Raw genomic sequence first — 13,302 nt, 5'->3', positions numbered from 1 at the left:
GCTGGTGATGGCCGTGACCACCATGATCCAGACCGCGCTCAACCCGCTGCCGCCCGATCCGCTGCAGGCCAAGCTGATGTGGCTGATGCCGCTGATGTTCTCGGTCATGTTCTTCTTCTTCCCGTCCGGCCTGGTGCTGTACTGGATCACGAACAACGTGCTGACCATCTTCCAGCAGGCTTACATCAACAAGGGCATGGGCGTGCCGTTGAAGTTCAGCATGCCCAGTTTCAAGTGACCCCCCTGCGCCGCTGACGCGGCTTCCCCCCTCAAGGGGGGACGGCGTCTTGGGCCGGCGGAGCCGGACCCTTGACGCCCCTGGGGTGAAGGCAGCTTCTCTCTACCCGCCGGGCCTGCTTTGCAGGCCCTCGTTGTTTCTGGGCTTGGCCCTTTATGCTCACTCCCCATGCTCGCTGCCTCGCGTGATCCCATCGTTGCCATTGCCACCGCGCCCGGTCGGGGTGGGGTGGGCATTGTTCGGGTGTCGGGGCGGGGGTTGGGGGCGTTTGTGCTGGCGTTGTTGGGGCGTGTGTTGACGCCGCGCGAGGCGACCTATTTGCCGTTTGCCGATGCGGCGGGGCAGCCCATCGACCATGGTCTGGCCTTGTGGTTTGCGGGTCCGCAGTCCTACACCGGGGAAGACGTGCTGGAGCTGCAGGGTCATGGCGGGCCGGTGGTGTTGCAGCTGTTGGTGGCGCGTTGCCTGGAGGTGGGGCGCGATGTGTTGCCCGCTTTGCGCGTGGCCCGCGCGGGTGAATTCACCGAGCGCGCGTTCCTCAACGACAAGCTCGATCTGGCGCAGGCCGAGGCTGTGGCCGACCTGATCGACGCCAGCACAGAAGCGGCCGCGCGCAGTGCATCGCGCTCGCTGGCCGGGGTCTTCTCCGGCCGCATTCATGGCCTGCGCGATGCGTTGGTGAACCTGCGCATGCTGGTGGAAGCGACGCTGGATTTCCCCGAAGAGGACATCGACTTCTTGCAGAAGGCCGACGCCACCGGGCAACTGCGGCGCTTGCGCGAGGCGCTGGCTGCGGTGCAGGCGCAGGCCCGGCAGGGCGCGCTGCTGCGCGACGGATTGCAGGTGGTGATTGCCGGCCAGCCCAACGCCGGCAAGAGCTCGTTGCTCAACGCATTGGCCGGTGCTGAGCTGGCCATCGTCACACCGGTGGCGGGCACCACGCGTGACGTGGTGCAACAGACCATCCAGATCGAAGGTGTGCCGCTGCATGTGGTCGACACCGCCGGCCTGCGCGACAGCCCCGATGTGGACGAGGTGGAGAAGATCGGCATCGAGCGCGCCTGGGGCCGCATTCGTGAAGCCGACGTGGTGCTGTTCCTGCACGACCTGACCCGCACCGACACGGCCATCTACCAACATGCCGACGCCGCCATTGCGGCCAGCCTGGCGCAGGCCGTGCCGGCCGGTGTGCCGGTGGTGCACGTGTGGAACAAGCTCGATCAGAACCCCGCGTTGCACATCGACCTCCGGGACGGTGTGGCGATCTCGGCCAAGCGGGGTGAGGGCCTTGAAGCCTTGCGCCAGCGCCTGCTGGCCCTGGCGGGCTGGCAGCAGCCGGGTGATGGTTTGTTCATGGCGCGCGCACGCCACCTGCAGGCGCTGGCGCTGGTGGACGACCACCTGGTGCAGGCCGATGCCTTGCTGGCCGCGCGGGCCGAGCACCTGGACCTGCTGGCGGAAGAGCTGCGCCTCGCGCAACGGGCCTTGGGCGCGATCACCGGTGAGTTCACCGCCGACGATTTGTTGGGCGAGATCTTTTCGCGTTTCTGCATCGGAAAGTAGGCCAGCGGCGCCGCCCGGAACGCTGCGAATGCCGCTGGGCGGTGCAGATGTAAACACAGGTAATTACAGCTTGCGCGGGCATGTGGGGCGCGGGTATCTTGGCGTGATGCATGTCACACCACCGACATCCTTGCGCTTCGACATCAATGGCCTGGCCCAGTCCATGCGGCACAGCAGCGCGCTGGACGCGGTGCCCCTGAACCTCGCCGACAACCAGTGGCCCTTGCTGGCCAACTACCTGCAACCCGTGGCGTTGCAGCAGGGGCAGGTGCTCATCGAGCAAGGGGTGAAAGACCGCACGGTGTACTTCGTGGAGAGCGGCACGCTCACCGTGCACTACGAAGACGACAAGGAACGTGTGCGCATCGCCGTGGTGGGCTCGGGCTCGTTGCTGGGTGAAGGCGCCTTCTTCAGCCACCTGCCCCGCAGCGCCACGGTGCACGCCGGCAGCGATTGCCGCCTCTGGTGCATGACGCCGTTGCGCTTTCGCGAACTCTCCATCCGACACCCCGAAATTGCCCTGGAATTGACGGTGTCCATGTCGGCTGTGCTGGCCCGGCGCATGTACAACAAGCCCAAGCGGGTGGCGGTCACCTGATGACCGCGGCTCGCCTGGTGGCGGACCTCGCGCAAGAGCAGGGCCGTGTTCGCACCCTTATTCAGACCACTTCAGCACAACGCCTCGTGCACACTGTGACCATGTCATTCATGAGCTGGCTGCAAGCCAAGAAAACCAACACATCGGGCAAGGGCCGGCTGGCGCGTGCGCGCAAGTCGTTTGGCAACACCACGCTGCCGCTGATTTCGCCGCGCAAGGGTCGGCGCATCCTGCGGCGCGAACAGCTGTTCGGCGTGGTGCGCGAGTCGCTGATCCGCGCGGGTGTGCTGTCCACCAGCTACGAGTTCAAGGTGCTCACGCTGGACGCCAACGGCGACTGCTTCCTGGTGCTGGTGGATCTGGCCTTGCCCGCCGAAGGCATGCCCGACGAATATCTGCTGGAGATCGAGAGCTGGATTCAGCAAAGCGCCAAAGCCCGCCACGGCATGCAGGTGCGTTCGGTGTACTGGCGCCGCCGCGCGGTGCACGATCAGGTGGGCGTGGCGTTGCGTGCGGCGGTGTCTGCGCAGACGCGGCGGGACACCGAGCTGTTCAACCCCACGGCGATTCCCAAGCCCAACATCCGCTCTTCCCACGCCCCGATGCAGGCCCTGGGCACGGACGAAGTGGATGCGTTCAGGGCGGTGCTGCAAAACGCGGCCCAGCCACCGTTTGCTTCCACCGAAGAAGCGGCCCTGCCGATTCCCGAATCCCACAGCGATTTCGCAGCGCTCAGCGAAACGCAACACGGCAAGCTCTGAGCTGGCCGGGCCCGGTGCTCAGTGGCCCGCGAAGTCAACCAGGGTGAAGAGCGCCAGACCGGAATCCTTCAGCTTCTGTGAGCCGCCCAGTTCGGGCAGATCGACGATGGCCGCGCCCTCCATCACCACAGCACCCAGCTTTTCCAGCAAGCGCCGCCCAGCCATCATGGTGCCGCCGGTGGCGATCAGGTCGTCGATCAACACCACCCGGTCACCCGCTTTCACCGCGTCGGTGTGCAGCTCCACCGTGGCGCTGCCGTACTCCAGCTCGTAGGTTTCTTCCACCGTGGTGAAGGGCAGCTTGCCCTTCTTGCGGATCGGCACGAACCCCACGCCCAGCTCGTAGGCCAGCACCGAGCCGATGATGAAACCCCGAGCGTCCAGCCCCGCCACCACGGTGGGCTTGAGGGCCGGGTCCATGTAGCGGTGCACGAAGGCGTCGATCAGCACACGAAACACATGCGGGTCTTGCAGCAGCGGCGTGATGTCGCGGAACTGCACGCCGGGTGCCGGCCAGTCGGGCACCGTTCGGATGTGGGCTTTGAGGAAAGCAGAGGTGTCCATGGGCGTGGGGTCGTGGGGGAGTGGTCGATTATCGGCCGCGCAAAAAAAACCCCGGCGCGCAGGCCGGGGCAGGAGACCATGGCGACCCTGTCAGGCCATGGGTTTGAACTGGTAACCGTTGCCGGATGCTTCCAGCGTGCCGAGTGCGGGGAACGGGAAATGGAAACCGCCCATGGCCATCTTGTCCTTCACCAGCGCGTCGAAGATGCGGCGACGCGTCTGGCGGGCCATCTCGGCGTCCATGTCGAACGCCACCGCCCAGTCGGGGCTGCGCGCGAACAGCGAAGGCACGTTGGTCACGTCGGCGGTGTACATGAACGACTGTCCTTCAGAACGCACGGTGAACACCGCCATGCCCGGCGTGTGGCCGAAGGCGGCCGACGACTGGATGCCCGGGGCGAGTTCGGCGCCGGGCTCGAAACGCACCAGGCGGTCGGCCGGGATGGCACCCAACACCTTGCGGGCGTTCTGGAAACCACCCTGCGCGGCGGGCGGTGCGGCGGCCATCTTGGCGTCGTCCATCCAGTGGGCCATTTCCGGAGCGGGCACATGCACCTTGGCCTTGGGGAAGGTCAGCGTGCCGTCCTTCTTGATCAAACCGTTGATGTGATCGCCGTGGAAGTGGCTGATGATCACGTGGTCGATGTCTTCCGGCTTGTACCCCGCCGCAGCCATGTTGGCCGCCAGGCGACCGGTGGTGGGCGGGCCGTTGTCGGCGAAGCCGGTGTCGATCAGGAACTTGGTGTTGCCGCTGACGATGAGGTAGGGCGTGAACGGGATGTCCACGTGGTCGGTGGGCAGGTTTTGCGAGGCGAGCATGGCCTTGACCTGCTCCAGCGGCGCATTGCGCACGAATTCTTCACCCAGCGGGCGTCGCAGGGCGCCGTCATTGATCGCAATGATCTCCATGGCGCCCAGCTTCATCTTGCGAAAACCCGGCTCCGGCAGGGTGGGTGCGCCGAGGTTGGGGGTATTTTGCGAAAACACCGACGAGAAGGTCAGCGCTGAGGCGCCGGCCACGCCAGCACCCAGAAACAAGCGGCGGTCCATCATGAAGAAGTCTCCAGAAAAGGAAAACCGCGAGCATACATACCGCTCAGTCGCGCGCCATACCCCAAGGTCTGAATGCCCACTCGAGGTTCGGGGTTTCCGCGTGCGCAGGCCGCTGACGTGCCTCAACCCGACAAGAGCTTGTCCTCGGCCAGCGCCAGCGCCGGTGCCTTGCCGCTGAGCACCAGCGTGTCACCGCCTTGCAGCACGGTGTCATCGTTCAATGGGGCGGGTATGCCGCTGGCGTGGCGCAGGCTCACCACCCGCACCCCCACCGCATGCAGTGCCAGGCTCTCCAGCGTCTTGCCCACGGTGCGTCCGGCGGGGGGCAGGGTCACGGTGTTGAGCCGCTCGTGGTCGATCTCGTCGGCACCGTCGTCGTCGGCACCGTGAAAGTAGCCCTTCAGCAGGTTGTAGCGCGCATCGCGCTGGTCTTGCACGACCCGGATCACGCGGCGCATGGGCACGCCCACCAGTGCCAGCGCGTGGCTGGCCAGCATGAGGCTGGCTTCGATGGCCTCGGGCACCACCTCGGTGGCACCGGCTGCGCGCAGCTTGTCCAGGTCCACGTCGTCCACCGTGCGCACCACCACCGGCACGTTCGACGCCTGCACATGGGTGTGGCGCAGCACCTTGAGCGCGCTGGCCGTGTCGAGGTACGTCACCACCACGGCGCTGGCGCGGTGCAGGCCGGCGGCCATGAGCGCCTGCAGGCGCGCGGCGTCGCCAAACACCACCGAGTGGCCGGCGGCGGCGGCCTGCCGCACGCGGTCGGGGTCGAGGTCAAGCGCCATGTAGGGAATGCCTTCGGCTTCGAGCAGGCGGGCCAGGTTTTGCCCGCAGCGGCCGTAGCCGCAAATGATCACGTGCTTGTCGGCGTTGATCGCCTTGCGCGCGATGCTCGTCATCTGCACCGACTGCATCAGCCAGTCACTGCCCACCAGTCGCGTCACGATGGTGTTGGCGTACATGATCACGAACGGCGTGGCCAGCATCGACAGCACCATGGAGGCCAGGATCGGGTTGAACAGGGCGGGCGGAATCAGGTTGTTGTTGCCGGCCAGCGTGAGCAGCACCAGACCGAATTCACCCGCCTGCGCCAGGTACAGCCCGGTGCGCAAGGCCACACCCATGGGCGCTCCAAACGCCCGCGTGAGTCCGGTGATGAGCGCCAGCTTGAAACCCACCGACAAGGTGAGCAGCAGGAGCACCATCAGCCAGCTGTCGAGCACGATGCGCCAGTCGAGCATCATGCCGATGGTGATGAAGAACAGGCCCAGCAGCACGTCGTGAAACGGGCGGATGTCGGTCTCCACCTGGTGCTTGAACTCGGTCTCCGAGATCAGCATGCCCGCCACGAAGGCGCCCAGTGCCAGCGACAGGCCGGCGTGTTCGGTCAGCCAGGCCAGGCCCAGCGTGATCAGCAGCAGGTTGAGCATGAAGAGCTCGTCGCTCTTGCGCCGCGCCACCAACGTGAGCCACCAGCGCATCACCTTTTGCCCGCCGGTGAGCAGCAGCCCCAGCAGCAGCACCGCTTTCACACTGGCCCACCCGAGCGCGATCAGCAGGTCTTCCGGTTCGGCCGCCAGCGCGGGAATGATCACCAGCAGCGGCACCACGGCCAGATCCTGGAACAGCAGGATGCCCAGCACCCGCTTGCCGTGTTCGGACTCCAGCTCCAGCCGCTCGGCCGTCAGCTTGATCACGATGGCCGTGCTGCTCATGGCCATCACACCACCCAGCGCCAGGGCGGTCTGCCAGCTGATGTTCCACCAGACAGGCAAGAGCAGCGTGAGGGCCATCGAAGCCACGGTGGTGATCAGCAACGTCAGCACCACCTGGGACAGACCCAGACCGAACACCAGGCGTTTCATGGCGCGCAGTTTGGGCAGGCTGAACTCCAGCCCGATCACAAACATGAGGAACACCACACCGAACTCCGCCAGGTAGCGGATGCCGCTGGAGTCTTGCGCCAGCGCCAGCGCGTTGGGTCCGATCAGTACCCCCACCACCAGGTAGCCCAGCATCGGCGGCAAGCGCAGCAGCCTGCAACCGACCACCCCCATGACGGAAGCCAGCAGGTACAGCAGGGCTATGTCGAGAGAGGTCATGCGGGCATGTTAACGGCCAGCGGTGTATCCACAGGTGGCTGTGTCCGCCAGGCCCACGGCGATAATGAACCTCATGACTTCGCCGACCAACTTCGATGCCGCCCGTGCCCTGACGATGGCCCAGGAAACGCTGAGCATTGAGGCACAGGCCGTCACCGCCATGGCCCAGCGCCTGGGCGACTCCTTCTCCAGGGCGGTGGCCAGTGTGCTGGCTTGTCGGGGGCGTGTGGTCGTCATGGGCATGGGCAAGAGCGGCCACATCGGCCGCAAGATTGCGGCCACGCTGGCCTCCACCGGCACGCCGGCCATGTTCGTGCACCCGGCCGAAGCCAGCCACGGCGACCTGGGCATGATCACCGCCGCCGACGTGGTGCTGGGCATCAGCAACAGCGGCGAGAGCGAAGAGCTCAACGCCATCCTGCCGCTCATCAAGCGCATGGGCGTGCCCCTGATTGCCCTCACTGGGCGGCCCGGGTCCACGCTGGCGCGCCATGCACTCGCCGTGCTGGACAGCTCGGTCGACAAAGAGGCCTGCCCGCACAACCTCGCTCCCACCGCCAGCACCACCGCCCAGCTCGCCATGGGCGACGCACTCGCAGTGGCCCTGCTCGATGCGCGCGGATTCAAGCCCGACGACTTCGCCCGATCGCACCCCGGTGGCGCGCTCGGGCGCAAGCTGCTCACCCATGTGCGCGATGTGATGCGCAGCGGCGCCGATGTGCCCCGCGTTGCGCCCCACGCCAGCCTGATGGAGCTCATGGGTGTGGTCAGCGCCAAGGGCCTGGGCATGAGCGCGGTGGTGGATGCCGAGGACCGCGTGCTCGGCATCTTCACCGACGGCGACCTGCGCCGGTTGATCGAAAAGACCGGCAGCAGCGCCGACCTGCGGACCCTGCGCGCCAGCGACGTGATGCACCCCAACCCACGCACCGTGGCTGCCGATGCGCTGGCGGTGGAAGCCGCCGGCGTGATGGAGGCCAGCCGCATCACCAGCGTACTGGTGGTGGACGCCGACGGCCAGCTCATCGGGGCGCTCAACACCAACGACCTGATGCGCTCGAAAGTCATCTGAATGAACGCCCTGCCCGCCCTGCGCCCGGCCCTGAACTTCGCACCCGAATTGCTGCTGATGGCGCAGGACATCCGCGTGGTGTTCTTCGATGTGGACGGCGTGCTCACCGACGGCGGTCTGTACTTCAGCGAGTCGGGCGAGGCGCTCAAGCGCTTTCACACGCTGGACGGCCACGGCATCAAGCTGTTGCAGCGCGCCGGCATCACCCCGGCGGTGGTCACCGGCCGCGACTCGGCGGCTCTGCGCATGCGCCTGAAGGCCCTGGGCGTGGTGCACACGCGTTTCGGCACCGAAGACAAGCGCCCGGCGGCCGAGGAAATCTTGAGCGAGCTCGGCCTGAACTGGAGCGCCGCTGCGGCCATGGGTGACGACTGGCCCGACCTGCCCATGCTGCGCCGTGCCGCGTTCGCCTGCGCGCCCTCCACCGCGCACGCCGAGGTGCTGGCCGTGGCGCACCACGTCACCACGCGGCTGCCGGGCGCCGGTGCGGTGCGCGACCTGTGCGACCTGTTGCTCGTGGCCCGTGGGGCCTATGCCCGCGAGCTGGAGGTGGCCGCGCAATGAGCACGTCCGATCCGCTGGATTTCCTGGACACCGTCGACCTCACCGAGCCCGCCGCGCGCGCCCCCAGGCGCAAGCCCAAGCTCTGGGATCGCATGGCCATCTACCTGCCCGTGATGCTCATGGGATTGCTGGCACTGGCTTCGTACTGGTTGCTGCGCGCCACCCCCCCGCCCGAGGCGCCCCAGGTCGCCCGCCCGGTGAGCAGCGAGCCCGACTACTTCATGCGCGGTTTTTCGGTCAAGGCCTTTGACGCCGACGGTTCGCTCAAATCGGAAGTGCTGGGCGACGAGGCGCGCCACCACCCCGACGACGACCGCATCGAGATCGACAACGCACGCATCCGCAACATCGGCCCCGAAGGCCGGCCCACGGTGGCCAGCGCGAAGCTGGTGACCACCAACGCCGACAACAGCCAGTTCATCCTGGAGGGCGACGCTGTTGTCGTGCGTGAAGCCGCGGTCGGCTCCGATGGCGGGGCGTTGCCCCGTCTGGAGTTCCGCGGTCAGTACCTGAAGGTCTTTGTCGATCCGGAGCGTGTCATCTCTGACCAGCCGGTGGTCTTGCTGCGCGGCAGCGACCGGCTGGTGGCCGACACGCTCGACTACCGCGGCGATATCGGCGTGGCCGACTTCAAAGGCCGCGTCAAAGTCCAGCTGGTGCCACGCTGATCACCATGCCGAACGACACCTCCACAGCGCCACTGGTCTTCATCACCGGAGCCTCCAGCGGCATCGGGCAGGCCCTGGCGGCCCGTTTCGCCCGCAGCGGCTACCGCCTGGCGCTGGTGGCGCGGCGCACCGCCGACATGCAGGCTTTTGCCGATGCGAACGGCTGGGATGCGCAGCGCTGCCGCGTGTACGGTGCCGACGTGTCCGACATCGACAGCATCGTGGCTGCAGGGCTTGCCTGCCTGGGCGCCCAGGGTGTGCCCGATGTCGTCGTCGCCAATGCCGGTGTGAGCATCGGCATGGACACCACCGAGCGCGACGACCTGAACGTGATGGCGCGCACCTTCGCACTCAACAACACCGGTGTGGCCGCCACCTTCCACCCGTTCGTGGCAGCCATGGCTGCGCGTGGCAGCGGTGCGCTGGTGGGCATCGCCAGCGTGGCGGCCATCCGGGGCCTGCCGGGGCACGGCGCCTACTGCGCCAGCAAAGCCGCCGTGGTCGCGTACTGTGAGAGCCTGCGTGGTGAACTGCGCGGCAGCGGGGTGTCGGTCGTGACCCTGTTGCCCGGTTATGTGGACACCCCACTGACCCGCGAGAACCGCTACTCCATGCCGTTTTTGCTGAGTCCCGACACCTTTGCCGACCGGGCCTTCAACGCCATCGTGGCCGGCGTGAGCTACCGCGTGATTCCATGGCAGATGGGCGTGGTCGCCAAGTTGCTGCGCTTGCTGCCCAATCCCTGGTTTGACCGGGCGTTGTCGGGCCGCGCCCGCAAGCACCGGCAAGGCGGGGGCAAGAGCGGCGCTTGACCAGAGCGCTTTAGGAGCGCCCATGAAAAAACCCCTGAGGCTCGGGCCGCAGGGGTTTTTTCTTGGCTGATTCAGCGAAACCGGGGCTTCGCTGAATCAGGCTGATCGGGGAAGTCGATCAGTAGCCGCCACGGCCACCGCCGCCGCCACCACCTTCGCGACGGCCACCGCCACCGCCGCCACCACCGTAGGGGCTGCGGAAACCACCGTCGCTGCCGCCACCGCCGCCACCACCGTAGCCGCCGCCACCGCTGCGGCCACCGCCGAAGCCGCCGCCACCGGAGCGGGGGGGACGGGCTTCCATCGGACGGGCTTCGTTCACCACCAGGCTGCGACCGCCCAGGGACTGGCCGTTCATGCCTTCAACAGCGGCTTGCGCTTCGGCATCGTTGCCCATTTCGACAAAGCCGAAACCTTTGGAGCGGCCGGTATCGCGTTCCATCATGACTTTGGCGCTGTTGACCGAGCCGTAAGCGCTGAATGCTTGCTGCAGGTCTTCGTCGCGAACGGTGTATGGCAGGTTGCCAACGTACAGTTTGTTGCCCATGGTCGGGACTCCTAATAACACTGAGAAAAATAGCGATGGAGCCCCGTTAGCACACAAAAACCTGTAGCACGCGAAACCGACCAATCACTTGTCAAAACGAGCGCCTGGGGCGCCCGCCGAGGGATTATGCGCGCAATGCTGCGCAAACAGTAGCTATTTTTCAGGACGCCCCGGCCCCGTTTGACCTCGACGCGGCCGCACAACACCACCTCCTGCATTCAAGGCGGTGGGCGGTGGCGGTAAATGAGATGGTAGGTCAGGCCCACCAGAACGCTGCCACCCAGCAGGTTGCCGGCGATCACCGGCAGGAGGTTGCCTGCCAGACCCGCCCAGGTGACGGCCACAGGGCCGGCGGGCCCGGGCAGTTGCACCAGCATGGCCAGCGCAAACAAGTACATGTTGGCGATGCTGTGCTCGAATCCCGCGGCCACAAAGGTTGTGACGGGAAACACGACGGCAACCGCCTTGTCGACCACGCTGCGCCCGGCCATGGCCATCCAGACCGCCAGGCAGACCAGCACGTTGCACAGCACGCCGCGAAAAAAGGCCTCGTGCCAGGGAAGCGCCTGTTTGGCCAGGGCAATGCGCACCACCGTTTGCCCAATGGCGCCGCCGTTCAAGCCGGTGTGACCACTCGCATGCACCAGAAGCGCCAGCCCGACGGCGCCCACGAAATTGGCGAGGCAGACCAGCACCCAGTTGCGCAGCAGCTCGCGGGTGCTGATCTGCCGGTCGGCCCAGGCCATGGCCAGCAGGTTGTTGCCGGTGAAAAGTTCGGCGCCGGCCACCACCACGAGGATCAAGCCGAGCGAGAACACCAGGCCGCCGAGCACCTGGCTGGTGGCAAAACCCAGAGCCGGATCGGCCTTGACGATGACGAAAAACAGCGAGCCCAACCCGACGAAGGCACCCGCCAGCACGCCCAGCAGGCACAAAGGCAGGGTCGCCATGCGGGCCTTGGCCACGCCCACACTTGCCACGCGCTGCGCCACCTCGCGAGGTGCGTAGGCGTCAAGTCCGAAGAGTTCCGACATGGGTGGTGCAGGGGTTGGGGCGGCGCTGTCAGGTGCTTCAATTTATACTGCGGCTCCTCAGCGCCGATTTGTTCAGAATTGCGGGCGCTTTAAAAATGCCGCTAAAGAAGAGACTCCTGGTCCAGCATCCCGGTCTCGCTCTTGGCGGCACCGGGATTTTTTTCGGGCGCGCGCCGCCCACAGGACACCAGATTGATCGTCACGCCCCAAACGTTCCGATTCACCGAACCGCTGCCGCTGCGCAGCGGCGCCAGCCTGCCCGCGTACGAGCTGGTGGTGGAGACCTACGGCACCCTCAACGCCGAGCGGTCCAACGCGGTGCTCATCTGCCACGCGCTCAACGCGTCTCACCACGTGGCGGGCCGCCACGCCGACGAACACGGCAAGCCGGTCCCGCGCAGCGAGGGCTGGTGGGACAACATGATCGGCCCGGGCAAGCCGGTGGACACCGACCGGTTCTTTGTGATCGGCGTGAACAACCTGGGCTCGTGTTTCGGCTCCACCGGCCCCACCCACACCAACCCGGCCACCGGAGCGCCCTGGGGCGCGGACTTTCCGGTGGTCACGGTGGAGGACTGGGTGGACGCGCAGGCGCGGCTGCTGGACGCCATGGGCATCCAGACCCTGGCCGCCGTGATGGGTGGCAGCCTGGGCGGCATGCAGACCCTGAGCTGGACGCTGCAGTACCCGGACCGTGTGCGCCACGCGGTGGTGGTGGCCAGTGCGCCCAACCTCACGGCCGAGAACATCGCCTTCAACGAGGTGGCGCGTCGCGCCATCGTGACCGACCCCGATTTCCACAGCGGCCATTACCTGCGCGAGGGCACGCTGCCCCGGCGCGGCCTGCGCATCGCCCGCATGATCGGCCACATCACCTACCTCAGCGACGATGTGATGAACGAGAAGTTTGGACGGAGTTTGAGGTCGAGCAACGACGCCGATCCGGCAGCGGCGGCCGAGCTGGCCTACCGTTACACCACGCAAGACGTTGAATTCCAGATCGAGAGTTACCTGCGCTACCAGGGCGACAAGTTCAGCGAGTACTTCGATGCCAACACCTACCTGCTCATCACCCGCGCGCTCGACTACTTCGACCCCGCGCGCGAGCACGGCGGCAACCTGAGCTCGGCGCTCGCCAAGGCCCGCGCCAAATTCCTGCTGGTGAGCTTCACCACCGACTGGCGCTTCTCGCCCAAGCGCAGCCGCGAGATCGTCAAGGCGCTGCTGGAGAACCGGCGCGACGTGAGCTACGCCGAGATTGACGCACCCCACGGGCACGACGCCTTTTTGCTCGACGACCCGCGTTACCTCAACGCGGTGCGTGCCTACTTTGACCAGACCATCGCGGGAGGCCTGTGATGAGCGATACCCGCCTGATGGAATCCATTGCCCGCCTCGTGCCACCCGGCTCGCGCGTGCTCGACCTGGGCTGCGGCGACGGCGCCATGCTGGCCCACCTGCAGGCCACGCGAGCCTGCAGCGGCTACGGTGTGGAGATCGATGATGCCAAGGTGCTGGCCTGCGTGCGCCGCGGTGTGAACGTGTTGCAGCTCAACCTGGAAGACGGTCTCAGCACCTTCGGCGACAACGCGTTCGACGTGGTGCTGCAGATCGACACGCTGCAACACCTGCGCAACGCCGAGACCATGTTGCGCGAGACCGCGCGCGTGGGCCGCATCGGCGTGGTGGCCTTCCCCAACTTCGCTCATTGGCCCAACCG

15 protein-coding genes are annotated in these 13,302 nt (G+C 66.6%); 10 read left to right on the top strand and 5 right to left on the bottom strand.

What is annotated here, in order from left to right; genetic code table 11:
* The 4 genes from ACN4F8_RS06250 to ACN4F8_RS06235 form a co-directional block, all read left to right on the top strand.
* On the top strand, positions 1-238 hold a 238-nt coding region (locus ACN4F8_RS06250), incomplete at its 5' end, for a YidC/Oxa1 family membrane protein insertase (protein WP_419472760.1).
* A 168-nt stretch (positions 239-406) separates the two neighbouring features.
* Positions 407-1,801, top strand: coding sequence for a tRNA uridine-5-carboxymethylaminomethyl(34) synthesis GTPase MnmE (gene mnmE / locus ACN4F8_RS06245; protein ID WP_419472759.1), 1,395 nt, complete (start codon positions 407-409; stop codon positions 1,799-1,801).
* 106 nt (positions 1,802-1,907) lie between these two features.
* Positions 1,908-2,399 (top strand): Crp/Fnr family transcriptional regulator, encoded by a 492-nt coding sequence (locus ACN4F8_RS06240; RefSeq protein ID WP_419472758.1) that lies wholly within the window; start codon positions 1,908-1,910, stop codon positions 2,397-2,399.
* Between the two features lie 101 nt (positions 2,400-2,500).
* Positions 2,501-3,160, top strand: a complete 660-nt coding sequence (locus ACN4F8_RS06235; protein WP_419472757.1) for a hypothetical protein — start codon at positions 2,501-2,503, stop codon at positions 3,158-3,160.
* An 18-nt stretch (positions 3,161-3,178) separates the two neighbouring features.
* Here ACN4F8_RS06235 and ACN4F8_RS06230 read toward each other — a convergent pair whose 3' ends face one another.
* The 3 genes from ACN4F8_RS06230 to ACN4F8_RS06220 form a co-directional block, all read right to left on the bottom strand.
* Positions 3,179-3,724: an adenine phosphoribosyltransferase gene (locus ACN4F8_RS06230; protein ID WP_419472756.1), complete on the bottom strand. Its 546-nt coding sequence runs from the start codon at positions 3,722-3,724 to the stop codon at positions 3,179-3,181.
* Positions 3,725-3,814: 90 nt separating this feature from the next.
* A complete protein-coding gene (locus ACN4F8_RS06225; protein WP_419472755.1) occupies positions 3,815-4,777 on the bottom strand; it encodes an MBL fold metallo-hydrolase in 963 nt (320 codons plus the stop codon).
* Positions 4,778-4,899: 122 nt separating this feature from the next.
* Complete coding sequence (locus ACN4F8_RS06220; protein WP_419472754.1) at positions 4,900-6,885, bottom strand: cation:proton antiporter; 1,986 nt, start codon at positions 6,883-6,885, stop codon at positions 4,900-4,902.
* 73 nt (positions 6,886-6,958) lie between these two features.
* Here ACN4F8_RS06220 and ACN4F8_RS06215 point away from each other — a divergent pair, with 73 nt between their 5' ends.
* The 4 genes from ACN4F8_RS06215 to ACN4F8_RS06200 are packed head-to-tail and all read left to right on the top strand — an operon-like array spanning position 6,959 to position 10,001.
* Positions 6,959-7,957: a KpsF/GutQ family sugar-phosphate isomerase gene (locus ACN4F8_RS06215; RefSeq protein WP_419472753.1), complete on the top strand. Its 999-nt coding sequence runs from the start codon at positions 6,959-6,961 to the stop codon at positions 7,955-7,957.
* Positions 7,958-8,521, top strand: coding sequence for a KdsC family phosphatase (locus ACN4F8_RS06210; protein WP_419472752.1), 564 nt, complete (start codon positions 7,958-7,960; stop codon positions 8,519-8,521). It abuts the gene before it with no gap.
* Positions 8,518-9,189 (top strand): LPS export ABC transporter periplasmic protein LptC, encoded by a 672-nt coding sequence (gene lptC, locus ACN4F8_RS06205; RefSeq protein ID WP_419472751.1) that lies wholly within the window; start codon positions 8,518-8,520, stop codon positions 9,187-9,189. The genes ACN4F8_RS06210 and lptC overlap by 4 nt, the downstream gene beginning before the upstream one ends.
* A gap of 5 nt (positions 9,190-9,194) precedes the next feature.
* Positions 9,195-10,001 carry an SDR family oxidoreductase gene (locus ACN4F8_RS06200; RefSeq protein ID WP_419472750.1) on the top strand — a complete coding sequence of 269 codons (807 nt, stop codon included), beginning with the start codon at positions 9,195-9,197 and terminating at the stop codon, positions 9,999-10,001.
* 118 nt (positions 10,002-10,119) lie between these two features.
* Here ACN4F8_RS06200 and ACN4F8_RS06195 read toward each other — a convergent pair whose 3' ends face one another.
* Positions 10,120-10,548, bottom strand: coding sequence for an RNA recognition motif domain-containing protein (locus ACN4F8_RS06195; protein WP_419472749.1), 429 nt, complete (start codon positions 10,546-10,548; stop codon positions 10,120-10,122).
* A 218-nt stretch (positions 10,549-10,766) separates the two neighbouring features.
* Complete coding sequence (locus tag ACN4F8_RS06190) at positions 10,767-11,582, bottom strand: formate/nitrite transporter family protein (RefSeq protein ID WP_419472748.1); 816 nt, start codon at positions 11,580-11,582, stop codon at positions 10,767-10,769.
* Between the two features lie 192 nt (positions 11,583-11,774).
* On the opposite strand from ACN4F8_RS06190, the gene metX reads away from it, so the two are divergent.
* Both metX and ACN4F8_RS06180 read left to right on the top strand, forming a co-directional pair.
* Positions 11,775-12,941 carry a homoserine O-succinyltransferase MetX gene (gene metX / locus ACN4F8_RS06185; protein WP_419472747.1) on the top strand — a complete coding sequence of 389 codons (1,167 nt, stop codon included), beginning with the start codon at positions 11,775-11,777 and terminating at the stop codon, positions 12,939-12,941.
* The coding region (locus ACN4F8_RS06180; protein WP_419472746.1) for a methionine biosynthesis protein MetW at positions 12,941-13,302 on the top strand (362 nt) is incomplete at its 3' end. The genes metX and ACN4F8_RS06180, both read left to right, overlap by 1 nt.

This window comes from Hydrogenophaga sp. (assembly GCF_048549895.1).
Classification (GTDB): Bacteria; Pseudomonadota; Gammaproteobacteria; order Burkholderiales; family Burkholderiaceae_C; genus Hydrogenophaga.
The sequence above is the reverse complement of the archived record's forward strand: the minus strand, read 5'-3'. Positions and strand labels throughout refer to the sequence as shown.

Bases quoted from the DNA above. Each gene is read 5' to 3' on its own strand.
- mnmE (WP_419472759.1), top strand. From the start codon at position 407: ATGCTCGCTGCCTCGCGTGATCCCATCGTTGCCATTGCCACCGCGCCC.
- ACN4F8_RS06210 (WP_419472752.1), top strand. From the start codon at position 7,958: ATGAACGCCCTGCCCGCCCTGCGCCCGGCCCTGAACTTCGCACCCGAA.
- ACN4F8_RS06230 (WP_419472756.1), bottom strand. From the start codon at position 3,724: ATGGACACCTCTGCTTTCCTCAAAGCCCACATCCGAACGGTGCCCGAC.
- ACN4F8_RS06195 (WP_419472749.1), bottom strand. From the start codon at position 10,548: ATGGGCAACAAACTGTACGTTGGCAACCTGCCATACACCGTTCGCGAC.
- ACN4F8_RS06215 (WP_419472753.1), top strand. From the start codon at position 6,959: ATGACTTCGCCGACCAACTTCGATGCCGCCCGTGCCCTGACGATGGCC.
- ACN4F8_RS06220 (WP_419472754.1), bottom strand. From the start codon at position 6,885: ATGACCTCTCTCGACATAGCCCTGCTGTACCTGCTGGCTTCCGTCATG.
- lptC (WP_419472751.1), top strand. From the start codon at position 8,518: ATGAGCACGTCCGATCCGCTGGATTTCCTGGACACCGTCGACCTCACC.
- ACN4F8_RS06225 (WP_419472755.1), bottom strand. From the start codon at position 4,777: ATGATGGACCGCCGCTTGTTTCTGGGTGCTGGCGTGGCCGGCGCCTCA.
- ACN4F8_RS06235 (WP_419472757.1), top strand. From the start codon at position 2,501: ATGTCATTCATGAGCTGGCTGCAAGCCAAGAAAACCAACACATCGGGC.
- ACN4F8_RS06200 (WP_419472750.1), top strand. From the start codon at position 9,195: ATGCCGAACGACACCTCCACAGCGCCACTGGTCTTCATCACCGGAGCC.
- ACN4F8_RS06240 (WP_419472758.1), top strand. From the start codon at position 1,908: ATGCATGTCACACCACCGACATCCTTGCGCTTCGACATCAATGGCCTG.
- ACN4F8_RS06190 (WP_419472748.1), bottom strand. From the start codon at position 11,582: ATGTCGGAACTCTTCGGACTTGACGCCTACGCACCTCGCGAGGTGGCG.